Source organism: Synechococcus sp. Cu2B8-bc1011 (assembly GCF_047302735.1).
In the GTDB taxonomy this organism is placed as follows: Bacteria; Cyanobacteriota; Cyanobacteriia; order PCC-6307; family Cyanobiaceae; genus Synechococcus_C.
On record NZ_CP138915.1, the window covers coordinates 2,375,356 to 2,400,182 of the forward strand.

28 protein-coding genes are annotated in these 24,827 nt (G+C 52.8%); 11 read left to right on the forward strand and 17 right to left on the reverse strand.

What is annotated here, in order from left to right:
• Positions 1–19: 19 nt before the first annotated feature.
• Positions 20–376 (forward strand): hypothetical protein, encoded by a 357-nt coding sequence (locus tag SIC18_RS12430; protein ID WP_413429789.1) that lies wholly within the window; start codon positions 20–22, stop codon positions 374–376.
• 68 nt (positions 377–444) lie between these two features.
• On the opposite strand, the gene SIC18_RS12435 is transcribed toward SIC18_RS12430, so the two are convergent.
• Positions 445–900, reverse strand: a complete 456-nt coding sequence (locus SIC18_RS12435) for a DUF6561 domain-containing protein (RefSeq protein ID WP_413429790.1) — start codon at positions 898–900, stop codon at positions 445–447.
• A 135-nt stretch (positions 901–1,035) separates the two neighbouring features.
• Here SIC18_RS12435 and hemC point away from each other — a divergent pair, with 135 nt between their 5' ends.
• Positions 1,036–1,986, forward strand: coding sequence for a hydroxymethylbilane synthase (gene hemC / locus SIC18_RS12440; RefSeq protein ID WP_048346944.1), 951 nt, complete (start codon positions 1,036–1,038; stop codon positions 1,984–1,986).
• Positions 1,987–1,995: 9 nt separating this feature from the next.
• On the opposite strand, the gene SIC18_RS12445 is transcribed toward hemC, so the two are convergent.
• Entirely contained in the window at positions 1,996–2,523 is a 528-nt protein-coding gene (locus tag SIC18_RS12445) for a L,D-transpeptidase (protein WP_413430562.1), read from the reverse strand.
• 128 nt (positions 2,524–2,651) lie between these two features.
• Between SIC18_RS12445 and SIC18_RS12450 the strand changes: the two genes are divergently transcribed.
• Positions 2,652–3,629, forward strand: a complete 978-nt coding sequence (locus SIC18_RS12450) for a hypothetical protein (protein ID WP_048346945.1) — start codon at positions 2,652–2,654, stop codon at positions 3,627–3,629.
• Between the two features lie 73 nt (positions 3,630–3,702).
• On the opposite strand, the gene SIC18_RS12455 is transcribed toward SIC18_RS12450, so the two are convergent.
• The 5 genes from SIC18_RS12455 to SIC18_RS12475 all read right to left on the reverse strand — a co-directional run bounded on the left by SIC18_RS12455 (position 3,703) and on the right by SIC18_RS12475 (position 6,829).
• The gene (locus tag SIC18_RS12455; protein ID WP_048346946.1) at positions 3,703–4,290 is read right to left on the reverse strand and encodes an inorganic diphosphatase; all 588 of its coding nucleotides are present in this window, start codon (positions 4,288–4,290) and stop codon (positions 3,703–3,705) included.
• Between the two features lie 82 nt (positions 4,291–4,372).
• A complete protein-coding gene (locus SIC18_RS12460) occupies positions 4,373–5,908 on the reverse strand; it encodes a carboxypeptidase M32 (RefSeq protein ID WP_413429791.1) in 1,536 nt (511 codons plus the stop codon).
• A gap of 116 nt (positions 5,909–6,024) precedes the next feature.
• Complete coding sequence (locus tag SIC18_RS12465) at positions 6,025–6,237, reverse strand: DUF6737 family protein (RefSeq protein ID WP_048346948.1); 213 nt, start codon at positions 6,235–6,237, stop codon at positions 6,025–6,027.
• A gap of 8 nt (positions 6,238–6,245) precedes the next feature.
• A complete protein-coding gene (locus SIC18_RS12470; protein ID WP_413429792.1) occupies positions 6,246–6,479 on the reverse strand; it encodes a hypothetical protein in 234 nt (77 codons plus the stop codon).
• A 62-nt stretch (positions 6,480–6,541) separates the two neighbouring features.
• Positions 6,542–6,829: a hypothetical protein gene (locus SIC18_RS12475; RefSeq protein ID WP_053068547.1), complete on the reverse strand. Its 288-nt coding sequence runs from the start codon at positions 6,827–6,829 to the stop codon at positions 6,542–6,544.
• Between the two features lie 93 nt (positions 6,830–6,922).
• Between SIC18_RS12475 and SIC18_RS12480 the strand changes: the two genes are divergently transcribed.
• From SIC18_RS12480 to SIC18_RS12495, 4 genes are all read left to right on the forward strand, one after another.
• Positions 6,923–7,222 carry a 4a-hydroxytetrahydrobiopterin dehydratase gene (locus tag SIC18_RS12480; RefSeq protein WP_048346950.1) on the forward strand — a complete coding sequence of 100 codons (300 nt, stop codon included), beginning with the start codon at positions 6,923–6,925 and terminating at the stop codon, positions 7,220–7,222.
• A gap of 8 nt (positions 7,223–7,230) precedes the next feature.
• Positions 7,231–8,268 carry a CobW family GTP-binding protein gene (locus tag SIC18_RS12485; RefSeq protein ID WP_413429793.1) on the forward strand — a complete coding sequence of 346 codons (1,038 nt, stop codon included), beginning with the start codon at positions 7,231–7,233 and terminating at the stop codon, positions 8,266–8,268.
• Positions 8,269–8,357: 89 nt separating this feature from the next.
• Positions 8,358–8,507: a hypothetical protein gene (locus SIC18_RS12490; protein WP_245407097.1), complete on the forward strand. Its 150-nt coding sequence runs from the start codon at positions 8,358–8,360 to the stop codon at positions 8,505–8,507.
• A gap of 263 nt (positions 8,508–8,770) precedes the next feature.
• Entirely contained in the window at positions 8,771–10,309 is a 1,539-nt protein-coding gene (locus SIC18_RS12495) for an ABC transporter permease (protein WP_048346952.1), read from the forward strand.
• On the opposite strand, the gene SIC18_RS12500 is transcribed toward SIC18_RS12495, so the two are convergent.
• From SIC18_RS12500 to SIC18_RS12520, 5 genes are read right to left on the reverse strand one after another with little or no spacing between them, the layout of a single operon-like run.
• Positions 10,306–11,322, reverse strand: a complete 1,017-nt coding sequence (locus SIC18_RS12500) for an esterase-like activity of phytase family protein (protein WP_413429794.1) — start codon at positions 11,320–11,322, stop codon at positions 10,306–10,308. The two genes, SIC18_RS12495 and SIC18_RS12500, sit on opposite strands and share 4 nt — an antisense overlap.
• A gap of 12 nt (positions 11,323–11,334) precedes the next feature.
• Positions 11,335–12,270, reverse strand: a complete 936-nt coding sequence (locus SIC18_RS12505) for a lysylphosphatidylglycerol synthase domain-containing protein (RefSeq protein WP_048346954.1) — start codon at positions 12,268–12,270, stop codon at positions 11,335–11,337.
• Positions 12,264–13,475: a nickel pincer cofactor biosynthesis protein LarC gene (gene larC, locus SIC18_RS12510; protein ID WP_413429795.1), complete on the reverse strand. Its 1,212-nt coding sequence runs from the start codon at positions 13,473–13,475 to the stop codon at positions 12,264–12,266. The genes SIC18_RS12505 and larC overlap by 7 nt, the downstream gene beginning before the upstream one ends.
• Positions 13,472–14,110 (reverse strand): hypothetical protein, encoded by a 639-nt coding sequence (locus SIC18_RS12515; protein ID WP_048346956.1) that lies wholly within the window; start codon positions 14,108–14,110, stop codon positions 13,472–13,474. The genes larC and SIC18_RS12515 overlap by 4 nt, the downstream gene beginning before the upstream one ends.
• Positions 14,110–14,766, reverse strand: a complete 657-nt coding sequence (locus SIC18_RS12520) for a hypothetical protein (protein ID WP_048346957.1) — start codon at positions 14,764–14,766, stop codon at positions 14,110–14,112. The genes SIC18_RS12515 and SIC18_RS12520 overlap by 1 nt, the downstream gene beginning before the upstream one ends.
• Before the next feature lie 87 nt (positions 14,767–14,853).
• Between SIC18_RS12520 and SIC18_RS12525 the strand changes: the two genes are divergently transcribed.
• On the forward strand, positions 14,854–15,660 hold the full coding sequence (locus SIC18_RS12525) for a tetratricopeptide repeat protein (protein ID WP_250395646.1): 807 nt from the start codon (positions 14,854–14,856) through the stop codon (positions 15,658–15,660).
• Here the strand turns inward: SIC18_RS12525 and SIC18_RS12530 are convergent.
• The 4 genes from SIC18_RS12530 to SIC18_RS12545 form a co-directional block, all read right to left on the reverse strand.
• On the reverse strand, positions 15,626–15,931 hold the full coding sequence (locus SIC18_RS12530; protein WP_048348263.1) for a hypothetical protein: 306 nt from the start codon (positions 15,929–15,931) through the stop codon (positions 15,626–15,628). The two genes, SIC18_RS12525 and SIC18_RS12530, sit on opposite strands and share 35 nt — an antisense overlap.
• A gap of 474 nt (positions 15,932–16,405) precedes the next feature.
• Positions 16,406–16,975, reverse strand: a complete 570-nt coding sequence (locus tag SIC18_RS12535; protein ID WP_413429796.1) for a hypothetical protein — start codon at positions 16,973–16,975, stop codon at positions 16,406–16,408.
• An 837-nt stretch (positions 16,976–17,812) separates the two neighbouring features.
• Positions 17,813–18,265: a hypothetical protein gene (locus SIC18_RS12540; RefSeq protein WP_413429797.1), complete on the reverse strand. Its 453-nt coding sequence runs from the start codon at positions 18,263–18,265 to the stop codon at positions 17,813–17,815.
• 154 nt (positions 18,266–18,419) lie between these two features.
• Positions 18,420–19,607 carry a tyrosine-type recombinase/integrase gene (locus tag SIC18_RS12545; protein WP_413429798.1) on the reverse strand — a complete coding sequence of 396 codons (1,188 nt, stop codon included), beginning with the start codon at positions 19,605–19,607 and terminating at the stop codon, positions 18,420–18,422.
• Between the two features lie 160 nt (positions 19,608–19,767).
• On the opposite strand from SIC18_RS12545, the gene xth reads away from it, so the two are divergent.
• A complete protein-coding gene (gene xth, locus SIC18_RS12550) occupies positions 19,768–20,592 on the forward strand; it encodes an exodeoxyribonuclease III (protein ID WP_413429799.1) in 825 nt (274 codons plus the stop codon).
• Between the two features lie 36 nt (positions 20,593–20,628).
• Here the strand turns inward: xth and SIC18_RS12555 are convergent, their stop codons facing one another.
• A complete protein-coding gene (locus tag SIC18_RS12555) occupies positions 20,629–22,143 on the reverse strand; it encodes an FAD-linked oxidase C-terminal domain-containing protein (RefSeq protein ID WP_250395981.1) in 1,515 nt (504 codons plus the stop codon).
• 94 nt (positions 22,144–22,237) lie between these two features.
• On the opposite strand from SIC18_RS12555, the gene hemL reads away from it, so the two are divergent.
• Together hemL and SIC18_RS12565 are read left to right on the forward strand one after the other, a co-directional pair.
• On the forward strand, positions 22,238–23,539 hold the full coding sequence (gene hemL / locus SIC18_RS12560) for a glutamate-1-semialdehyde 2,1-aminomutase (RefSeq protein WP_048346965.1): 1,302 nt from the start codon (positions 22,238–22,240) through the stop codon (positions 23,537–23,539).
• A gap of 38 nt (positions 23,540–23,577) precedes the next feature.
• Positions 23,578–24,777, forward strand: a complete 1,200-nt coding sequence (locus tag SIC18_RS12565; RefSeq protein WP_413429800.1) for a carbohydrate porin — start codon at positions 23,578–23,580, stop codon at positions 24,775–24,777.
• Positions 24,778–24,827: the final 50 nt, after the last annotated feature.

Below are 24,827 nucleotides of genomic sequence, written 5' to 3' on the forward strand. Positions count from 1 at the left end.
TTACCCACCAACAAAGCCAATGAGTATCAACCACAGACATGCACCACGCGACTTCCTAGAGGCGCTGGAGTCACTCAAACAAGCAAGACTTGCGACCCATGCATTCATGACGCATGACCACCTATTCAGAGGCCTAACCGAAGCTGAACAAAATAGCTTGCAAAACAGCATCACACCATTCTTTAATGCAATTTTTGAAATCGAAGACAGAATTCTATCCTGGTATCGCGACATTCATCCAGAGCTCATACACGATGACGACCTAATCGAATCAATCGAGGAAGAGTTTGGCTACGAAACGCTACTTTCCGAAAAAGCAAAACTAGACTTAGAAAAAATCCTCAAAGAAAACACTGAAGAAACCACTCAAATCTAAGCGCATAAATCTGATTAACTCAAGACTCAAAACCCAATACTGATCACGACATTCTTGCAAGCATCGACCTACACTTCCCCCTCAATGCATTCAGTGAATTCCTGGAAAGCTCTCTTCAGTCGTTCAACAGGCGTCTCCGAAGGCGGACACTCTTGGGATGTATTGCGTGCATAAACCTGAAGAAGCCGAGGATCAGGATCAAGAATGGATGCCACCGCAGCCTTGTAAACCACAATATTTTTTTGTGAGGTCAAGCCCTCTAAGTAAGGCTCTAACTCCCAAGGCTGATTGGGGTTGGCTTTGATCACGCTGAGTGGACGAATCAATTGATACGCCCTTTCGCCATCTGGATCCGTTGTGTTCCTAAGCCGCGCCATCAAGACACCGCCACTACTTAATAGAATCAATTTGATCGTGCCCTCATTTAAGAGAGGCAAAAAAGGGAGGGCCTCCTTCATGGACGCTGCCTGATCCGTGACAGGCAGGCCGTCCTTCCGAACACCGTTCACCACAGGCCCTGGCATCGCAATCGCTCACTTGTGATGAATTGTAAAGCTGAGCGTTCGAGCAAGGGCGGCGACCCATGCCAATTTTCATAGACAGGCAGGTGACAGCGGGGGGCACGTCTGCGTAATCTTGCGGACTGAAGTCTCTCAAACATGGCCCTCGAGCACCTGCGCATCGCCTCACGCCGCAGCCAGCTGGCCATGGTTCAGACCAATTGGGTCAAAGCAGAACTTGAAAAAGCCCACCCTGGTCTTGCCATCTCTGTTGAAGCAATGGCGACCCAAGGCGACAAAATCCTCGACGTTGCCCTAGCAAAGATCGGAGACAAAGGCTTATTCACCAAAGAGCTAGAAGCTCAAATGCTGGTGGGCCGTGCCGAGATCGCCGTTCACTCCCTGAAAGACCTCCCCACAAATCTTCCCGAGGGGCTGATGCTGGGTTGCATCACCGAACGGGAAGACCCCGCAGATGCCTTAGTGGTGAACAGCAAAAATGCTGAGTACACACTTGAGACACTGCCGGAGGGTTCCATTGTTGGAACCAGCTCCCTACGGCGCCTAGCCCAACTGCGCTATCACTACCCGCATCTTCAGTTCAAAGACGTTCGCGGAAACGTCATTACACGGCTCGAGAAGCTCGACTCAGGCAATTACGACTGTTTGATTCTGGCCGCAGCTGGACTCAGCCGACTCGGCTTCGGAGATCGAATTCACCAAAGCATCCCAGGGAACATCTCCCTTCACGCGGTGGGGCAAGGAGCTCTAGGGATTGAATGCGTTTGCGATCGCCCCGAAGTGATGGAGCTGATTCAAGTGCTAAATCATGCACCAACCGCAGCCCGTTGCTTAGCGGAACGCGCATTCCTGAGAGTTCTTGAGGGAGGCTGCCAAGTGCCAATCGGCGTCAACACTCAAATCAAGGGAGACACGATCCAGCTCACGGGAATGGTGGCCAGCCTCGACGGCAAACGGCTGATCCGTGACGAACAAGCTGGCTCCCTAGCTGACCCTGAAGCGGTGGGACGAGACCTCGCCCACAAGCTCAAGGATCAAGGAGCCGGCGAGATCCTTCAAGAGATCTTTGAACAGGAGCGAAGCCAGTGATCGCTGGGCTCAACGCGTAATTTCTACAGCCATCCCCACTTCCACGTGGTCGTAGAGCTGTTGAACATGCGCATTCAACATGCGCACACAGCCATTGGATACGGCCGCTCTGGTTTTCACCCAATGGGGCCAGGGAGTGCCATGAATGCCAAATTGATTGGGTCCACTGCGTAGGAAGCCAATCCAGCGATGTCCCAACGGGCTTTGAGGACCGCGTTTGGGATGCACCTTTCCTGACTTGGTGCTCTGGTACTGAGGGTTAATCATCATGTTCTCGACCTTGAACATCCCAGAAGGCGTGGGGGTCTTGGGATCACCAATCGCTACCGGCCATGGGCCCAGGGTCTGACCCTGTCGCACAACGCTGATTTGCCTTCGGCCCAAGTCCAAGACAACACGCCCCTCAACGGGCTGACGCACAGCCATCGATACATGGGTGGGCTGAGATCGAGACAGAGCTGGAGCCGCCACAAGAAAAGAGGAGGCGAGCAACGCCACTGGAAGGCCAGAAGCGCAAGCAGTGCATTTAAGACTCACGAGTAGACGGCCAAGACTCACTGGTCTCAACGTATGCACTGTGCGAAAAAAAAACCGCACACCGCGCGAAGCGAAACCTTAAGGATTTAAGAAATGTGCTACTCAAACCCCAGCCCATCAAGACTGGAATGAAGCACCAACTGTCCTGGCCCGCAGGAGACGCACAGCTGTTCCTACAAGCCATGCAAGAAGTGGGCTCCATGGGAGGCATTGCAAATATTGAGCCCATCACCATGGAAATGATGGAATCCATTCAGAACTTTGTTCTGAAGTCGTCCATCGACCTGAACCATCTAAACGGGATCAAACCTGAAGATCTATCAGCAAAAATATGCGACAGAAACAAACGAGAGCAACTCCTTCAAATTCTTATTCTTATCCCTTATGTTGATATGAAGGTCGACCCCAGGATGGTCGCGATTGTAGATAATTTTGCAGATCACTTAGAAATTCACCCCCAAACCATTAAAGATCTACATCGAGTTCGAGACAACCACTTAAAGCGACTTCTAATTGATTACGGACGTAGAAGTCTAAGCGAATTCTTAGGCCTCGACTCAGCACCGAAAGTCATCAAAGGTGTCATCACAATGTTCCATCAAGCCATCGGAGATCGGTCTGTCTCCGAACGCTATCAACAACTAGAGACCTATCCAGAAGGTAGCCTAGGCCACACTTTATTTCATTGGTATCGAGACAGGAATTGGGCACTACCCGGGGAGAAAAAAAGCACATCTGAATTGCTCTTAAATCATGATTGCTGCCACATCCTTGGAGGATTCAATACAGATGTGCAAGGCGAGATGAATGTAGCGGCATTTCAAGCTGGGCTTTTTGACGATGGATTTGGATTTGAATCACTTCTAGAAGTCATCCTAGATTTTCACTTAGGGAAAGCTTTCAGCACTGTTGGAAACATCATTCCACCCTCAACTGGAGCCTTTCACCCAAACGATGCGATGGCTGGCTATGAAAAGGGTCTAGCATGCAATGTGAACCTAATTAAAGATTTAGACTTCTGGCTAGAAGCTGACCAACCCGTTTTAACACTGAGAGACAAATTCAACATTCCAGCCTCATCAGGACCTCTTTTAATCAAGCCCTAAAGCAACCAATAAGCAAAAAAAAACGGGGTTACACCCCGCTTTTACCAAAGTCTTCAAAAGGGTTCTAAGGACGTCAGTCAACCAACTTGGGATCAATATCAGTCATGTAGCGAGCTTCGCAGCTCTTGATGATCTCCACAGCTTTTTCGGTGCCAAAAAATCCATTCACCGTGCAGGTTCCTGGCTTCTTCAAATCCTTGTAGTGCTCCCAGTAGTAAGTGGTTTCCTTTTTCCATTGTTCACCAAGATCTTCGAAGCTCTTGATGTGATCAACGCGTTTGTCATCGGCCAAAACGGCGATCACTTTGTCATCAACCTCACCACCATCATCAAAGGTCATAATCCCGATGATCCTTGCTTCCACAATCGACCCCGGAATCAAGGGTTCGGTCACATTCACGATCTCAATATCGAGAGGGTCACCGTCCTCATCCCAAGTGCGAGGAATACAGCCATAGGCAAAGGGATAAGCCAGAGACGAGTAACCAACCCGATCCAACTTCAGATGGCCTGTTTCCGTAATGAGCTCGTACTTGTTGATCGTATTGGAGTTGAGCTCCACGATGGTGTTGAGGCGTAGCTCAGCCTCATCAGCAAAGGCCGGCAGCACATGAAGCAGGTTGGGCATGCTGCGGCTTGGAGCCTGGTCGAGATTGGCCATGAAAGAGGACGATCAGCGCCGGAATCCTACGGGGAGGCAGATCCAAGTTATACAGCACGCATTCGCAACTTGAGCGTAACGGCTAAGCGCCAGCAGCTGAGCTCGTGGCTAAAACCCGATCGAGTTTGTCTTCTAAATAGCGCAAGAATGGTTCAGAAGTCAGGGCTCGGCCACTCACGGTCTGCACCAATTGTTCCGCATTCATGGCCCGTCCGATGGGGTGTATATGCTCACGGAGCCAGTCCAACAAAGGGGTGACATCACCCCGACGAACATGCTCTTCGGGGGAACCGATGGCAGCAGCCATCGCCTCGCTCAGCTGAGCACTGATCAGGTGTCCAAGTAGATACGAAGGGAAGTATCCAAACAGTCCTTCGCTCCAGTGCACATCTTGAAGACAGCCCTCTGCGTCATTGGATGGTGTCACTCCAAGAAGTTCTCCGTAACGCCGATTCCATTCAGCAGGAAGCTCCTCCACCGGAAGGCCTTGCTCGAGCAGAGCAATTTCTAGATCCGTTCGGATCATGATGTGCAGCCCATAGCTGAGCTCATCGGCCTCGACCCGATTGAGACCCGGAGCCAAGGGATTCATGGCGCTCCAAAGAGCATCTGCTGATGGCAGCGGAGCCCCCGCAGCCTCGAAATCCGGCCACCACTGCTGCGCAAACGGCTGACTTCTCGCCACTCGGTTTTCCCAAAACAGCGATTGACTTTCGTGCACGGCCATGGATGTTGCCTGCCCCAGAGGCCAGGCAAACCATTGATGTTTCTGATCGGGAAGCCCCTGCTCGTAGAGGGAGTGGCCCCATTCATGGGCAGTGGCCAGGAAACAGGAGAGCGGTTGGCCTGGAACAACTCTGGTGGTGATCCTGTAGTCGCTCGGGCCAAGCGTGATCGAAAAGGGATGGGGAGATCGCGCAACACAGGTGATCGACGCATCTTGCCCCCAGGAGGTCAACAACCTGTCGCAGAGGTGTTGTTGTGCTGGTTCAGAAAGATCCCAACTGAGCGCTCGCTCCCGTGTCTGCCCACCAGCTCGTTGCAACAACTCTGGCAAGCGCTGCCTCAGCGGTGCAAACAACTCCTTCAGCCTCTTCATCGTGAGATCGGGCTCAAATGGCTGAGCCAGTGTTTCCCAACAACTGCGCGGCTCTGCAAGCTGGCGAGCCTGCTCCTGACGCAATCCAATCATGGAGCGCAAGGAAGGAGCAAACAAGCCGAAATCAGAGTCAGCTCGAGCTTGTTGCCAATTGTTGTAGCCGTCGGCTTTAGCCGTTGCCAACGCTGCCACCAATGTGGGATCTAAGGCCTGTTGCCGGCCCAGATCCTGTTCAAGCAAATCAAGGTTTCGGCCGCGATCAGCCTGCTCTGTCGTTGCAAGCCCTGAATGACTCCACTCGACCCGGGCTTCCTGGATCAGATCGGCGTACTCCCGAGAGCTTTGCCGGGAATGCAATTGAATCGCGAGTAGCGCCAACTGCTCTCCACGCCAGGCTGCACCTCCAGAGGGCATGCGCGTGTTTTGGTCCCAGTAGAGCGTGCTCGCGATGGAACCAATGATTTTGGTCTGATGCAGGTAATCGCCTAACCGATCCCAGGCCATTGTCCTGGATCCCATCTGGGCTCCATCTCTGCTTGAACCCTATACAGCTCGGTGCTTGAAGGTGAACACACCAACACATTTCATCCGTGCCATTCACCCCATCAAGCGGAATGGTTTGGTCAAGGCAGCGGTCAAGAGTCCTCTTGCCTGCTGTAAGCAGCAGGCACAAGCACCAAGAACAACATCCACCAAGCCACAATCGCCAGGGTGGTGGGAAGCGTGATCCAAAGTTGATGAAGGAGCAGCCAGCTACCAATGGAAATCACAAATCCTGTGAGCAAAATGCTCCAGGGCTGACACCACCACGGCTTGAGAGACCAAAAAGAAACTGGCTGCTGATTCATACTCAGACCTACTTTTTCCTGCAATAACCAGCACCAACATTCATCCAACCGGAGTCGCAAGCTTCACCATTCGTTGGCCTCATTTGGTAATAAATGGGCGACACGCAGGTGGTGCCAAGTGTGTTGACATAACCCAATGGGCACTGATTATGCCCCTCTGCTTTCGGAATCCTTTTCTGAGCGAAGGCATCGGTAGGTGCAAGCAAAGACACCAACACACCAAGAGCGAACAAGCGGACCATTCAAGTTGAATCAACTTTGGGAACTTTAGTGATGACATTGCCGGGCGACAGAAAGCAGCGACTCACTGTTTGCGGCAATACCCTCCCCCCACATCCACCCATCCGGATGGACAGGATCTGCCATCGATGGCTTGGACCTTGTAAGTCATCATTCCGAGCGTGCTGCATTTTCCATTGAGCATGTCCACATAGCCCAAAGGACAATGGCTCTCGATCTTTTTGACAATCCGCTGCGCCGAAGCGGATGGCGCCTGACAAACCCACAACACAACAGTGGTTGAGGCAAGGAAAGAGCTCAAAGCCCAGGTCCTCATCAAGGACGCACGATCAAGCAAGGGCGCCATCGCCATGGGCACTCAAAACGCCCTAAAACATTAGTGGTAGTTCTCCCAATCGTTTGGTTCTGAACCAAACTTCAACGAGCACAAGAGCCAGATTCATCCATGTCAAAGCAAGCTGTTTTGCTCGATGACGCTGCACGCCAGAACCTCTGCTCCTCTTGCCCTGCCTGGACCATTGCTTCTGATGGGTTGGAACGAGAGTGGCGCTTTCACTCTTTTGTTGAAGCGTTCGGCTTCATGACACAAGTTGCATTGCTAGCAGAACGCGCCAATCACCATCCCGAGTGGAGCAATGTTTACAACCGTGTCACCATTCGACTCACGACCCATGATCTTGGTGGACTTTCCAGCCGTGATGCCGAATTAGCCCAAGCGATCGACGGCCTCTCTCCAATCCTTTAAAACCGGCCATGTCAGAGACTGCTTCGAACCCGAGGATTAAAACCAACGGCACACCTGTCACGATTCTCACTGGATTTCTAGGCGCCGGTAAGACCACTCTTCTCAACCACATTCTCAGCAATCAAGACGGGCTCAAAACTGCCGTGCTCGTGAACGAGTTTGGAGAGATTGGGATTGATAACGATCTCGTGGTGAGCACCAGTGCAGACATGGTGGAACTCAGCAATGGCTGTATCTGCTGCACGATTAATGGTGAATTATTGGAAGCCGTCGAGCGAATACTGGAGCGCCCTGAACCTTTGGACTATCTGGTTGTAGAGACCACAGGTCTTGCCGATCCACTTCCTGTAGCCATGACATTTCTGGGCAGCGAGCTTCGAGACCAGACCAGGCTGGATTCAATCATCACCCTGATTGATGCTGAAAATTGCAATGCTCGCGTTTTTGAGAGTGAGGTAGGGCGCTCTCAAATCATTTACGGAGATATCCTCCTCCTAAACAAAACGGATTTGGTATCAACAGAACGGGTCAAAGAGTTAGAAGAAAGCCTGCGCGATATCAAAAAAGATGCACGTATTCTTCATTCCGTAAAAGGACATGTTCCCCTGCCTTTATTGATGAGTGTTGGATTGTTTGAAAGCGATCGTGTTTCGAATACTGCCGATCACGACCATGGAGCCCACGATCACGCGCATCACGACCACAGCCACGCGCACCATGGCCATGAGGACCATCTCGACATCGAGGGCTACACCTCACTTTCATTCAGTAGCGACGGTCCCTTCTCCCTTCGCAAATTTCAGAACTTCCTCGACAATCAATTACCAGAAAGCGTGTTTCGCGCCAAAGGCATCCTTTGGTTCAACGAAAGCGAAAAGCGTCATGTTTTTCACCTAGCTGGAAAACGCTTCTCTATCGATGACAGCGATTGGAATGGCCAACGCAAAAACCATCTGGTGTTGATTGGTCAGGAGATGGACCACAACGCCCTAAGAGAGCAGCTTCAAGAGTGCGTCGCCACCGACTCTGGCAAGGTTTCCACCTAAACCAACCGTTCCATTCCAACGTTTATGTTCAAGGGGAGATGTCGAAACGCAAGCAATCTGATTAGAGTTCAACCAGCTTTGGGTAGGCGATGTTGGAGCTCACCCTTCTGGGCACTTTTTGCATTCTGATCGGCATTGTCCTTTGGTTTACCGCCAACTCCGATGATGACGACAACAGCGGTGGCGGCCTGATGGAACCTTCACTCATTCCGATCCCGATAAGGACTGATCGACGCTGACTGCGCCATCTCCGTCTATTCCCTTTCTCTAATGAGGGATTCAACGAGCGGTCGATCAGGCCAAGCGTGACGCTCTTGAGTATCATTCTCAACAGGCTCATGGAGCGAATGCAAATCAGTAGTAATTCATTGCTTCGGCATCGACCTGACTGCGTTCCAGTGTTGTGAAGAGTCGATCCATAGGCCTTTACAGATCAATCGCCTCAGCATCGATTCACCAAATCGATCGGTTGGGTGATCTCTTTGGATGAGCCCTACCACCCATGACAAGCAAGAGCTTGCAAGGCCAATGGCAGCAGGGTCGAACTCTCTTGGCGGTCCTGGCCTGCTTCCTCGCCGCACTCGCGCTCTTTCCCTTGGGCGGATTAATCGGAGAGGGGATGAGAGGCATCCTTCTTGGTTCGGCCAGCCTTGGTGCTGATGGTCTGATCCAAATTCGGGGGACATCACTCCTGCTGCTTGGCACTGCGAGCCTCGGAGCCGTTCTTGGCTCCGCGAACGGCTGGCTTCTCGCCAATTGCCGCTTTCCAGGCCGACGCCTGCTTCGGATCGCCCAGCTTCTCCCGCTCGCCAGTCCTTCATACCTGCTGGCTGCAACGCTCGTTGATCTGGGCAGCATCCATGGGATCCGAATTCATGGTCTTGGCTGGGGGGTGCTGGTCATGGCGTTAAGCACTTACCCCTACGTTTTCCTTCTCAGCACTGAAAGCTTCAGCATCTGCGGGCGCCGTCAGCTTGAAGCCTGCCGATGCCTCGGCGTTGGGCCATGGGAAAGCTTTCGACGCATCGCTCTCCCGATGGCTCTCCCTGCCATCGGAGCAGGAATCGCCCTGATGGGAATGGAGGTGGTCAACGAACTGGGTGCCGTCCAACTTCTGGGTATCCCAAGCCTCTCCGCTGGAATCCTCCAGGCCTGGCAACTTGAAGGGAACCCAGCAGGAGCGGTCGGACTTGCCTTAGTCACGCTGATCATCGTGACGGGACTGTTGGTCGGCGAGCGCAAGCTTCGTCGTCGTAGCCGTCGATGGTCCGAAGGCCTAACAGGTGGAGAATCTCCGAACTGGAGTCTCACTGGCACGAGAGCCTTAGCCGCGCAGGCCTTGGGGTTCATTCCACCGTTTCTGAGTCTTGGCACACCATTGATCTGGGCCTGCTTAAACCTGGATCAACTGCAAACCGGTTTACAGCTAGAGCTATTGCTGCTCACCTTGCGCAGTCTTGGGCTCGCCCTTGCCGCAGCAGGCTTGGCCTTAGCAGCTGCCTTACTCCTTGCCATCACAAAGCGCTGGACCACGGCACCTTGGCTGCACAGCCTCACCTTTCTCGCCGGGCTCGGCTACGCAATTCCAGGAGCCGTACTCGCCCTGGCCTTACTCATCATCGGTGGCCCTTGGCAGCTCTCACCCATCCTGCTTTTGCTCTGGGGCTACAGCGATCGTTTCCTTGCAGTTGCCAAAGGGGGGCTTGATGCAGGCTTAGAGCGCATGTCACCCAGCCTTGATGAAGCAGCCACTGGACTGGGCTGCCGCTGGCCGGAGGTGTTACGTCGCATTCACATTCCCCTGCTCAAGGGCCCGCTCGCGGTTGGCGCACTCCTTGTCTTTGTGGACACCGTGAAAGAGCTACCTCTGACCTTCGCACTTCGACCCTTTGATTTCGACACCCTTTCGGTGCGCGTCTTTCAATACGCGAGTGACGAAAGGCTTGCCGCAGCGCTTTGGCCTGCATTGATGATCCTGGGACTCGGACTCATTGCTGCAGCCGCTCTGGTACCAGGCCTCGACCACACAACTGAGACTTAATGTTCAGGCAAAGACTGGCAACGAGGGCTACGACGAGGAGCCAACACACCCACCAAATTTCGCTGAATCAGACTGAAATTATCGTCACTCACAATCACGAGAGTGCGTCGCCCATCTTCAAGCTTTGGTCCCCAAGCCAGACCTTCCCAATTGTCTCGAGGGATCTCCTCACTCGTGAGATCCCAACCCGTTATGGGCTGCAATGCCAACGGAGACATAGGTTCAGGCCAAGAGAACACTTGAAGCCTGGCTGTCCATTGCAATGGCCGATGACGACGAATTAGTGCCAACAATGCAGGGGGGCCATCCAATGCAAGAAGTTCGGTGAGTCCCACCGTTTGTTTCGGATCGGAACTAAAGGAATCAAGACGAATGCGACCACGCTCTTGCATGACGCCTTCCAAGTTCACATGGGCTAACCGAACGATATCTCTACCCCCTACCTCGAGATCTTGAAGCAACGGTGCCTCCGCTGCCAACACCATCCCCCCATCGATGGATCGTGTCAAAGACTCTGGCCCTTGATTGACAGCGAGTCCCTGGCCAGGAAGAGCTGTCCAAGATGAAGGCAGAGACATCGTCTCCAACAACCGACCATTGCGAAGCGAAAAGCGCTGAAGACGAGCCTGATGCCCTGCTCGACGTCGCCCCTCGCTAACAATCCAAACTCCATGATCGCCCGTCAGCACCAAACCCTCGGCGTCGGACGTTGAAGGAAGGGGAGTTCCGCTTTGGTTCCGCAACACCAAGCGGGGACCAACCTGCAGTTGACCGCCTGATTGCAATGCTTTTGCAACAGGTCCAACGGGCAGCAAATATCCCCGGGACGCATCACTCACCAACCAAAGGCGGTCGTCCGATGCTTGGTAAGCAGCTGCTGAAAACCCGCCAAGGGACAACCCGTTATCGGCCCGTTTTGGGAGTTCCCAAAGACGGATCAGAGCCCAACCAGCATCGAGCGGACAGGGCAAAGCCTCCCAGCGCATCGGGAGTTCAGGAAGCGGCCACACCATCAGATCAACCGCTTAAACGCGAACCTTTGCCGTCATCCAGGCATCACCCTTCACAGCAGCGGCAGCGATCAAATCCGCCAACGTCACGAGCAATCGATAACTGAGTGCCACTGCAAGCAATGGCGCCTCCGGCACAATCGTGCCCATACGAAATAACAAAACCGCCTCAAAAACCCCCAAACCACCTGGAGCAGCAGGAACAACCAGGCCAGCCGTCCAGGCGAGGGCAAAGGCCGCAAGCCAAAGGCCCAGAGGCTGCCCAGCCAAAAGTCCGAACGTCTGCAAGCAGCACCAAAACCCAGCAAATCGACAGAAAACGAACAGCAGTTCAGAGGCGAGAGGCCACCAGGGGTAAGAGGGTCTGCCGCTGCCCAAGTCCTCATCCTCAATGGAGGTCATCCCCCCCGGATCCACACGATTGAGCTGGCGCAACTTGCTGGTCTCCAACCGACGCAACAAAGGCTCACGCCAACGCGGCAACAGCAGCGCAGAAGGAAGAACACAGAGCAACGCCAAACCGTTTTGGAACCCACCGAACGGCACCCAAAGCAAGGCAGCAACGGCCATCACCATCGGCTCCATCAACACCGAGACCAAAGCCTTGCCCCCTCCAAGGTCAGACCGCAGAGCACGAAAACGATCGAGGAAATGCCAGATGCCACCAGGCAAATATTTGAGCAAGTTGCTTCGCAGATAAAGCGGCACCAAGGACAAGCGTTCCGGCTGATGCCCGAGCCAAACCACCAAAACCTTCCATGCCAAGGCATTAACCACCAAGCTGAGCCAACTCAAACCAAGCCCCAATAACAACCACCACCATCCCTGTCGGCTGATGGTGAGGGCGCGCAATCCTGTGGCATGGCTTGCCAATGCCACTCCCACAAAGGCGAGGGTCAGCAGGGTGATCCAAAGGCGTAAACCACCAGGCAAAGAAAGCCGTTTCAGCACTGCCAGTCCTCCTCGGGCACAAAAGCATGGGCCTCAAGAGGGAGGCGATCACGAAGCTCCATCACGGTGAGACCAGCCTCAGCAGACACACGCTGAAGCTCATCTTGCTCCCACTTCAGCGTGAAAGTCCCATCCGGACGGCGAGTCTGCTTGGCACGAATCAGGCCCCAAGGCGTTGCGATGGCCCCACAACGGCGGGGCAGCACCCAGCGCCCCTGTTCCCGCTCCCTCAAGCCGATGGTCGGACTATGGCGCCACCACACCTGCCGCAAGGCAGCGGCTTGATCTGGCGTTGTAAGGGCCATCACCGAAGTCCCAGGCCTTTGCTTTTTCATCAACACAGCTCCCTGAACCACATCCAACGCACCCGCCAAACGCAAATGCTGAGCCAGGCTTGCCAACTCTTCGGCAGTGGCATCATCAATCCAGGCCTCCTGCACCACAAGCTCCTGCCAACCAGGCTCTGGTTGGCTCTCATCACGCATACGGATCAAGCGCAGCAAGTTGGGACGATCCAAAGAGCGATGGCCAAGGCCAATGCCGACGGCTTCTACCTCCATCCTTGAGGGGCGTTGAAAGTGATCCGCCAACACAGCCACTAAGGCCAACCCTGTGGGAGTCGTGAGCTCAACAGCAGGAAGATCCTGCCCGGTGAGGAGCGGCAGCTGATGACGCCTGGCCAATTCCAGTACCGCTGGCACAGGAACAGGAAGCACCCCATGGGCCGTCGTCACTTGACCATGACCGGCTGGGGGTGTTGTGCAATAAATCAAATCAGGGGCGAGGTGCTCAATACCAGCGCAGACGCCGATGACATCAACCAAGCTGTCAATCGCGCCAATCTCATGAAAGTGAACTTGGTCAGGGGCACAACCGTGAACCGTTGCTTCTGCATCAGCCAGGGCCTGAAACACCTTCAAAACCCTGATTTTTAGAGAAGCAGACAACGAGGCCTCCGAAATCAACCGGCGGAGATCAAACCAGCGACGATGGGGAGGACTGGGGTCCTCATTCCTCACCGTGAGGCGAAGCCCACGCAATCCTCCACTCTGAGACTCCTCAACGTTGAGTCCATAGGCCTTCGCGAGACCAAGCGCCTGCAAAGGCTCATGAATCACCAACTCCGGCACTCCTAAATCCAGGAGTGCCGACAACAACATGTCCCCGGCAAGACCCGTCGGACAATCAATGACCAGAGCGCTCATACAGGCTCTGGAGGCATGCCGTCCAGCAACCTGTCGGCGATCGATTCAATCTCTGTGCGTCGCGAACGCAGCAGCTGCTCCACCTCCCGGCGTGCTCGGCGTTGCTCTCGCTGAGCCGTGTCGACATCTTGTCCAGAGACGCCCCAGATACGTCCAAGCAGAGCCTTGTCATCTGCGCCACCTTGAGGGGGGCCCTCTAGCAACGTCTCAGCAGCCATTCCAGCCTGAAGAACCCGGCTCCAACGACGCAAGTCTTCCAAAGACAAACGCGCCCGCTCGGGCAGAGCAAATTCGGTAACACCGTTGCAGCGCAACCCCGCCTGAAGACAGCCTCGGGTACCAACAAGAACGCGTTTAACTTCGAGATTTTCCTCCTGAGCCACCAACCAGTGACCAGCCTCGTGAAACGCGACTCTGCGCAATCTGTTACGTCCGCCTGGAAGGGATTCCGCGAGAAGGTGGCCTCCCATTCCATTCAGCTGAGCAGCATCAACGGTGAGACCCAACAGCGCTCCTCCCAAACCGAGAGCAATCCATGCCGGCGATAGTCCGACTAACGGCCCAAACACAGCCAAACCGGTGGCACTAGCCACCGCGACACCGGCGGTGGTGTTGAAGGCGGGGGAAGAGGGCATCAGGTCTTGGCAGGTCGGGGACGAGCGCCTCCCTTACGGGATCCCTCCCGACCTTTTCCACCTCGAGTCGGCATGGGTGCAATCACTTCAAAAGCTTCAACGGCGAGGAGCTGTCCTTGACGACGCACATCCAAGCTCACGAAATGTCTTAGATGCTCGAGGGGCAGCTCACCTGTGAGCTGAACTTTGAATGGCAAAGGACGGAATCCATCGGCTCGAGGCAGCTGTCGTACCTTCACCACGAGCTCATTGGCTTCTGGCTTCGTGAAGATCAATTCGCCACGAATCGAGAAGAAGTCGTCTCCTTCGGGCAGTTGATCCAGAGCACCCTCGGCATCTGTAGCTTCGGCATCCGAAGATTCAGCTGTCGCCAGCGTGCTCGGCTCCCAAATTCCTGCAATTTGGAGATGCAGCTGCTCAGACTCACGACAGCGGGGATACACCACCCAGAGATGGGGTGCAGTCATGTCGAGGTGACGGCGCATGAGGGTGAGCATTCTTCCGAGGACGACAGCCTCTAATTCATTGCCATCGGAATCGATCAAGACTCCACGGGTCAGCTGATCGTCGGATTCCGGTCGGTAGACGCCCCTTACAACACCGATCGCCCGGTACTGGAGGAGTTCTGTAACCGGGGAAATCGGATGGTCGCGCATTGCCGTCAGTGGCTTCCATATGCCTTCGTTAACTCTAGCCAGCTCGAGGGATTCGATCCAAAGTGGTCTCAGCACTCCCCATGCAGATTGCCCGGCGCTAACCGATTACAGGCGGTTCGAAATCGATGGTTGATGGGGTTGGGACTTCCTTTGGCCCTGCTGACAGGCTGGCTTGTAGCCCAATCAGCTCATCAATATCCAAAGCCCGAACAGAGCAATCAAGAGGCGAAGGCAGGCGTCAAGCCTGTCAAGCGTCCAACCAAAACCAAACTTTCTTCAGCGATTGAGCCAGAGCAAAGGCTGGAGCAACGCGCCCTCTCCCATCCTCGCGAGTGGCGTTGGCGCATGCTCCTGGCTCAATCGAAGCTCCAACGAGGTGATCGTGATGGAGCCAGGCGTGAGCTCATCACCCTTCAAGCCCTATGGCCTCATCGCCCAGAAGTACAGAACCTCCAACTGTTGTTGGATGTGGGAACCAAGCGTCAGGCCACCGCTTTGGGACAGACAAGCGATCGCTTCAAGAAAACACCAAAAGGTCAAAGACTCCAGCTTGGATTGCGCCTCGCTGATCTGCAACGCCTCTCCGGACAAAACAACGCAGCCATCGCCACGTACCGCCTGATTGCCGCGGAATCTCCAAAGAGCATGGACCCCCTGCTCGCTCTCGCTCTCCTCCATCGAGACATGGGCCAAAGTCAGCAATCGCAAAACGTGCTGCTCAGTCTCCGAAACAGGCTTTCTGTCAGTGAAAAGAACAAGCAAGCCCTCGATCAGCTAGCGGTGCGCTGGCAACTTGATTCCTTCCGAAAGGGTGCAGATAGAACGGCAACACCTGGAGCAACCGTTCTGCCCACTCCGACTAAGGCGCGGGCTGCGACGACTCCAAGGCCTTAAGCGCTGCATCGATGGCGTCGGATGGCGGTGTGGCGTCATTCATGGCGTTGGCCCTGCGCAACCGGTTCATCAAATCCATGGGGTTGGTGGCATCCAGCACCGACTCCTGGTCGTTCTGACCTGGCACGGTCTGGAACACATCACGTTGCTGGGGAGACTGATAGCCACTTCCCATCGGGCTTTCCTGAGCCAAAACTTCCGCGGAGGCAACCAGCGCAAGCACACTGATAATTCCAAGGAGATGAGGTCTTAAGGCAGTAAGCGATGGCACGTTCTCAGCTCCCAAATAACGGCCTGATGCTAAGGGTCACCTTCAGAAGCCGCATCATCCGTGCAAAATGCCAGCTGGACTATTATTGCAAACAGAGATCAGTAAAACACTAGTTATACCAATGGCTTAGGAGATACGAGAAAAGCCACTGCACCTACAAGCTGTACCAACAAAAGGACGAAAAACGAACTGACTTGGTCACAAAAGGCCAGAAGCCTTTATCGCCTTGACCTGCTTAAGAAGCTTCAAGTGCGCCATGAAGACTTGAGCTGCTGCTACGTGAAAACGATCGGCATTAGATGCAGACCAACCTCAAAAAAAGCAGGATCAATGGTTATTCCACGCTCAACTCAGTGTTTCAGATCAGTTCGTGAATATTCAGCCAGGAGATCGATAGCGACAGCTACGCCCCATTTTTTCTTACGGGTTTTGTAACGTTTTCAGCCCCACTTACTAAAAGCTTTACGACTGATATCAATACTCATAAAAGCCAATTCTGTTGCCATTTTTATGCACCATGAACCGTTCATCGGTTGGATCAGGTCGCCAAATACCTCCGCGCTTATCCACAAAAAAACCGTCGCCTTGATCACTAAATTGATGACTATATACTTCGACCACTCCATCTGCCCAGATCATCGTCATTGTAAATGGATTTTGCCTCACCGTGCATTGCATTGACATATCATTGAAGTAGCAAATTCCTTTATACTCAACTGCTTTTACAGGAGCAGATACAATCAATGAAGATCCAATAGCAAGTGTAGCAATAGCTAACGAGAAAAGTTTCATCCGACGAACATTTGAGTCTTTCATCCCTTGACGCAATAGCAGAGCCTGCCGTGCGTGAACAGCATTCATTGAAGACAATGGAATGAGTGGCAATCCAGCAACAGTTATCTCAGAAAAGAATTTCATGTAAGAAGTGACCATCCCTTTGGTCCCAGTATCATCAAATCGGCAGAAAAAGGCATCACCCGTTCCGTGGAATGGAAGATCTGGATCATCCCCAAAAAGAACTAAAAGCTTACTCCCAGCTGCCAAACTATCAGCCTGCCTCTCTCTTCTTCAACCAATAAAGGCAGCATCCAGTCCAACTCAACCTAAGCAGCGTCATCCCTTCCAAACTCTTCAATGCCCAGTGCCAGCCGAGCCCCATGGTCATCGGCGTCATTCGCTCGCAGCACCATCAACAGCTCCTGCCGCAGAGCCAGCGTCATCTTCTGATCGCAGAGAATTCACCAGACAGGAGGAAAAACACACCGATGAAACCCCAAAAATCCGCTCTGCCAGAGCCGCCCTAGGGGTGCTCCTGCTGCTGAGAGAGAAAGGTAGAAGGCTTCAGACAATTTTGCCAAAAATCTAAGCAAACTTTCATGTAAGGAAGGTCAAGTACGGCAACACTTAAAAGACTCATCAATCCGCCATTCATGAAACTTACCAATGCCTGGGAAGTGGGTTGGCTTGGTCAGTCATCAGTTGCGTTGTTTTTAATTGTTCTTGTCTGCGCTTTTTATTCAACGGTCAAGAATACTAATCAAGGAGCCAACACAGCTAGGTCTTCCTTAGAGCAGATCAACAAAGAATTTTGCGAAGGCATGCGCAAGCGAAACTCAACCATCAAATTAGACATTTGCAGTTAGTGATGTTTTTAGACAATTTTGTCAAAATCATCGCGTGACAATCTCCTAAACAATGGATTCCAGACTGAGCATTAGATCTCTGTAGACATTCCCATTTGTTCTAACGAGAACGCTCTCTTTTTAATCCTAGTCTTGCTCTTACTTGAGGTATTGCAATCTCCGCTGCCGCCAATAAAGCACAAGTCTCTTTAAGTGGTGCTATTGGTGATTCTGGAAGGGCTGAGTATTTGATTTCGATTCAATAGCGGAACGCTGTCACCACCTCGTAGACACCTTCGTTCTTCCATTTAACCCACTTACCAGTTTCCATTGCATCATTTCTCCTTCCTACAATTGTATTATTTGCTTTATCGTTGACGCAAACACGAGAGAGGACAAGTTCCTTTCCATTCATGGGATATCTCCTCGTCAAGGAGGGATTTACATAATCACAACTTCCTTGTCCTTCAAAAAGGCCAAGGGCATGTCGAGCATTCTCCCAGGATATTGATTCATGGACATCACCAGTCTGTCGCCACCAAGTACAGGCAGCCTCTGCTTTCTCAAGTGAGGAGTAAATCTTAGGCTTGCCAGACGATGCTCGATCAACCACTTTGCCAACAATTGGAAGAATCACACCAAGAGACAACAAGAGGATGATCGCCTTGCCTTTCCTGGACTTCCAGTCCATCTTATTAGTTAAAATTTTCATTGCTTAGCTCCGTTTCAGAAGAGAGGTTAAGCCATAAAAAAGCAGTGGAAAGCCCCTTTCATAAACAACTTGGCTGATAACAGCAGTGACCTGGGTCATTATATCTAACAAACAAGTATCAGCTGTTTTGTTTAGATGCCAGGATTGCTGGCGATCAGTCCAATAGTTCCATCACGGCCGCCACATCCGACCAAGACGGTCTTGTCCAACCCATAACTACTTTTGGCATCCCAGTCTGTGTGTGTCTGGTTATTTCATACAGTAAGCAAGGAGAGATATTTTTGGCTCCTAGCTGGGTGATGACATGGGAGCGGATTGCATGGCTTTTGATTGCATATCGTTTCTTACAGTTCACCGTCCAGCGATGACTGAACAACTTCAGAGAAGGATCATATGACTTTGGGAAGATCAGCTCATCAGAAGTGTTCTTGACTACATCAGGCAGGAGCTCTTCTAAAACTGCTTTTAGCTTCATGCAAATTGGAACCTTACGTACATCTTTTTCTCCACCTTTCAGCCGTCGTTCAATCGTTTCGGTCTGCCACTCAATCAAGCGTATGGATAACTCGGACATGTCTATGTCGGAATATCTCAAGCCTTGGTGATCCATTGCACGACAGCCTGTATAAAGCTGAAGGAAGAATCCAAGATCTTTTAGCTGGAGTGCCTTGACCTTTGCTTGTTGAACAAGTTCAGGGGCTAATGCATCATCTTTCGTTGATTCTTTTAGTTTCTTTTTCAGGCCAGACCATACATTTATTTGAACTTCACCGGCATCAATAGCCCAAGTCCAGAAGGCGAGCATTGTTCCAAGTTCTGTCTTGACACTTGAAGGTTTCTTTTGCTCCAGAAGGTGGTCCTTGTATGCAGCTGCTTGCTTGCGGTTGATGCCAGCTAGGTGGTCACTGCCATACCAATCAGCCAAACGCCTAAGACGACCTCTCCAGGACAGCTCTGTCGTAGCGGCAGGAGCTTCAGCCTTGAGTCTTCGGTCTATCCACGTCAGATAGCTGCTAGAGCCGCTTAGAGAGGCTTCTTGCTGCTGAGGAAGCTTGGGCTGAGGCTCATCAGGCAAACCCGGCTTTTCAAGCTCTTCACGGCTGTAGAGCACTGAGTTGATCTGGTCATCAGTGAGACCAACGCTTTTAAGACGTTGTTCGAGATGGATCAGAACAATGCCATCAACATCAGGACCACCGTCTTGCTCGAACTGCTGACCTATGGGATCTAAACCGCGCTTGTCTTGGAAGAGCTTGTCGATCTCCAGAACAATCCGAGTTCGATTCTTGAGAGCTTCCGCATGCGTCTTGCCAGCCTTCCTGACCACGGCGCTGGTACCCATGACCTTCCTGAGCGGATTGGGGACAGCAACACGGATGTAAAAGCCGCTACGGCCTGGGATAGTTGTGATGGCGCCCATAACAGCACTGTATCTACAACCTGTACCTACAATATCCCAAAAGATCCCTGTCCACCACTAGAAGAAATCGTTTTCGTCAGCCATGAAAATCGCCAGCTGGAATGTCAACTCAGTGCGAACCCGACTGGATCATGTTCTGAATTGGCTTGAGCACTCACAAGCAGATCTGTTGGCATTGCAGGAAACCAAGGTGGACGACCCTCAATTTCCGCTAGAGCCGTTTCTCCAGAGGGGATATCAAGTTCAGATTCACGGACAGAAGGCCTACAACGGCGTTGCACTGATTAGTCGCACACCACTGGAGGACGTGCGCATGGGTTTCAGCGCAGAACTCGTTGACGACGCAGAAGCCGAAGAGCTTGGAGCGCAAAAACGCGTCATCAGCGCTCTCATCGATGGCGTACGAGTCGTGAATTTGTACGTCCCCAATGGATCAAGTCTCAGCTCGGATAAATACAGCTTCAAACTCACCTGGCTGTCCTGTCTGGAGCGCTACTTAAGGGCCATCCAAACCAGAGATGAACCGCTTTGCGTGATGGGAGATTTCAATATCGGTCTTGACGCGAAAGACCTCCCTGATCCAGATCGCTTAACCGGGGGGATCATGGCCTCAGATCGCGAGCGGAACGCGTTGAAAGCGGCCCTAGGTCCTGACCTTCAGGATGCATTTCGTCTGTTCGAACCGAACAGCGGCCATTGGAGCTGGTGGGATTACCGCAGTGGTGCTTGGGATCGAGATCGTGGCTGGCGAATCGATCACATCTATCTCGATGAAACGCTTCGGGACGTAGCTCGCAGCTGTTCAATCGACAAGCAAGAACGGGGACGCATCCAACCCAGCGACCACGCACCTGTCGTGGTGGACCTGGCCTGGGACTTCGAGGAGGTCGAAGAGGTTGAGGACTGATTCTGCCCAGAACGATGTTTGAAGCCAACACTTCGTTCAATACACAATGGCTTCTGCGGGAAGCGATTGTCCCTCGGCTTGCAATTGCACGGAACGTCGCATCGACTCACCGCAACTCTGAGGTGTCGGGAAGATTTTCCCGGGATTGGCACGGCCAAGCGGATCAAAAGCAAGCCGAACCCACTGCATGCTGACCAGGTCATCGGCGCTGAACATTTGGTCGAGATAACAGCGTTTATCACTGCCAACCCCGTGTTCACCGCTGATGCTGCCGCCAACCTCAAGGCAAAGATTCATGATCGCGCCGCCGAGAGCTTTCACCCGTTCATTCACACCCTGCTCTGAGGTGCGGTACAAGATCAAAGGATGCAGGTTGCCATCACCGGCATGGAACACATTCGCAACGACGAGACCGTGTTCGGCACTGAGCTGATCAATGGCCTCGAGGACCCTGGGCAGCGCCGTACGTGGCACCACACCGTCTTGGAGGTAATAGCTGGGGTATTGCCTACCCAGCGCTGAAATGGCACTTTTACGGCCTTTCCAAAGACGGGCGCGATCCTCTTCACTCCAGGCTTCACGGATCGCTCCAGCCCCAGCCTCTCGACAAAGGGCCGTGGTGACTGTGACAGCTTGCTTGACCTCCTGTTCCTGTCCATCGAGCTCAATCAATAAAACAGCTCCGGCCTCCGGCGGATATTCCTCTTCGCCAAACGCTTCATTCACCGCCTCAATGCAGGTCTGATCCATGATTTCCAGACCAGCCGGCAACACCCCCGCGCGAGTGATCAACCGCACAGCCTCTCCAGCGGCCTGCATGGACGGGAAATCTGCCAGCAACACACCAACAGCATCGGGAGCACGCAACAAGCGAAGGGTGATCGCCGTGGCGATTCCAAGGGTGCCCTCACTCCCAATGAACACACCCCGAAGATCAAGCTCAGCCGCATCGCACAACGAGGTGCCAAGGCGCGTGGGTGTGCCGTTAGGCAGCACTACATCCAAGGAGAGCACATGGTTGCTGGTGACGCCGTACTTCAAACAATGCACACCACCTGAATTTTCAGCGACATTGCCACCGATGCTGCAAACCACCTGACTCGAAGGATCTGGGGCGTAATAAAAGCCATCACCAACAACCGCACGACTCACCCAACTATTGATCACCCCAGGCTCCACCGTGATCGTCTGATTTTCGAGATCAATCTCGAGAATGCGGCGCATCCGACTGGTCACGACCAACAGCGCTTCTTGCTCAACCAACGCACCACCTGAAAGCCCCGTGCCACTCCCTCTCGCCACAAAAGGAATGCCTTGACGATGACAACACGCCAAAATTTGGGCTACCTGTTCGGCCGTTTCCGGCAACACCGCAAGCCTTGGCATGTGCCGATCCATGGTGAGACCGTCACAGTCGTAAGACAACAATTCCTGCCGTTTCGCGACCACTGATTTGGAGGGAAGAAACCCTCTCAACTCCCGCTCAAGCGCTGGCCAGTCGTAGTTCACTGATGACGTGCCGAACAGTTGCAACCTAGGCAGGTTTGTCATCAATTCTTAGGCTTCAACTACAGAAAAAACACATCGGGCCGATCTTGGGTCAAGATGTTGCACGGTTTGCAATTGCCCTTTGGCTCCCGTCCCCGTGACTGCTTCCAACCTGAACACCAGCCACTCCGAAGCCATTTTCAGTGCTGCCAAGGCTCTGATGCCCGGCGGAGTGAGCTCTCCGGTGCGCGCCTTCAAGTCGGTTGGCGGACAACCCATCGTGTTCGATCGGGTTAAAGGTCCTTACGCCTGGGATGTCGATGGCAATAAGTACGTGGACTACATCGGCAGCTGGGGGCCAGCCATCTGCGGTCATGCTCATCCAGAGGTCATCAGCGCTCTCCAGGAGGCGATCGAAAAAGGCACAAGCTTTGGTGCTCCCTGCGCTTTAGAGAACACCCTGGCCGAGATGGTGATTGAAGCCGTCCCAAGCGTTGAGATGGTGCGCTTTGTGAACAGCGGCACGGAAGCCTGCATGTCGATGCTGCGCCTGATTCGAGCTTTTACAGGGCGCGACAAAATCATCAAGTTCGAAGGCTGTTACCACGGCCATGCGGACATGTTCCTCGTCAAAGCTGGCTCAGGCGTGGCAACACTCGGTTTGCCTGATTCCCCCGGAGTGCCAAGGAGCACCACAGCCAACACGCTGACAGCTCCGTACAACGATCTGGAATCGGTCAAGCAGCTCTTCGCTGAGAATCCTGACGCCATTGCTGGCGTGATTCTCGAGCCGATTGTGGGCAATGCAGGGTTCATTCAACCTGAACCAGGCTTTTTGGAGGGCTTGCGAGAACTCACCAAAGAAAACGGAGCACTTCTTGTCTTCGACGAAGTGATGACTGGATTCCGCATCAGCTACGGCGGCGCCCAAGCACACTTTGGAGTAACTCCCGATCTCACCACGATGGGAAAGGTGATTGGAGGAGGCTTACCCGTTGGTGCCTATGGCGGTCGCAAGGAGATCATGGAAATGGTCGCCCCAGCGGGTCCTATGTATCAAGCAGGAACGTTGAGTGGCAATCCGTTGGCAATGACGGCTGGAATCAAAACACTTGAATTACTTAAGCAGCCAGGAAGTTACGAAAAGCTCACTGCCACAACCGAACGCTTAATTCAAGGAATCCTGGATGCAGGCAGAGAAGCGGGGCTTCCAATCACCGGTGGCAGCGTTGGAGCCATGTTTGGTTTCTTCCTTTGTGAAGGTCCAGTCCGTAACTTCGAAGAAGCGAAAGCAACCGATTCCGTTCGATTTGGACAACTTCACAGAGCAATGCTGGAACGCGGTGTATACCTTGCACCCTCAGCCTTCGAAGCTGGCTTCACGTCGCTTGCTCATTCAGATGAGAACATCGACGCGACCATCCAGGCCTTCCGAGACAGCTTCGCTGCAATCTCCTGAATCGAACAAAGATCAAAGGTCAATGTGTCGCCCATGCGATGCTGAGCCTTGTTTTATTGGTCACTGGCGCTCAAGCCAACGAGACGAAACCATCTCGACAACAACCCTCTTGGGTTGATTTGAATCTGGATTTCATAGCTCAACCGTTGGTTGGAGTTTCAGGAGGACTAGAGCCGTCCTCAAGTAGTTGGATGCAACAAGTTGCCGCGGGACTCACCCTCAGCACGGGCCTCAACAAAGATCGAAGCAACTGGACAGATTTAGATCACTGGCAAATTCAGTTGGGACTAAGTCAGTTCGCAGGCAATCCAAATCTCAATGATCAACTAGGAACAGACTATCCACTGCAAAGCTTGGTCACTCCAACAGGAATGTGGATCACACAAGCATCATTAGAGCGAATCGAAGGCGATAACAAACTCGATTGGAGCATGAATGCTGGAGTAATCGCAATCGGAAACAATTTAATGGATATACCGATCCTAGATTATTATATAAACGACACATTAGACACACCTTACAATCTATCCGTGATTGGCTATCCAATCACACCACTTACCGCGACAGGAGCACAAATAGGCTTGCACCACAATCAACTAGGAAGCCTTGATTATGCCTACTACAACTTAGACAAGACCCGTCAAATTGCTGGCTCTCTAGGGGTTACTCCACTAACACCGAAGCTCGAAGGCAATCTACAACTTGTCCAGTGGTCGATCAATCCGTTAGCCAATTCGAAACAAACAACAACAGAGGAAGGAGAACAAAACATGCCAGACCCGCTCATTCAATTGGGCGGCTACATTTCAACTACCAACTTGGACGTAAGCTCGAACAAAAATATTGGCGAGGGTACCAATCGAGGCATTTACGGAGCAGTCACTTGGCCAATATCCCTACCGATTGGGAAAGACAGCAGGATCTGGATCTCTAGCAACTTCAGCCTCGATCCAAACAACAATCCACTAGCAAGCTATACAGCTGCAGGACTGCTCAGCCAAGGCATCTTGCATGGCAGGCCTCAAGATGTACTGGCAATAGGCTTAAACCGAAGCGGATTCAGTCGCAGCATTACCCCCGACCAAAGCTACGAAGGGGTCATCGAACTCAACTACAAGATACAAATCTCTGAGCGCCTACAAATACAGCCGCTCATGCAATGGATCATCAACCCCTCTGGGGTAGGATCTCAATCAACAATCTGGGCAACAGGAGCTCAAATCAACCTTTCTATATAAGTTCGCATGGGGATACAAGCAACAAGCCTGCTCTATATCTTGAGACAAAC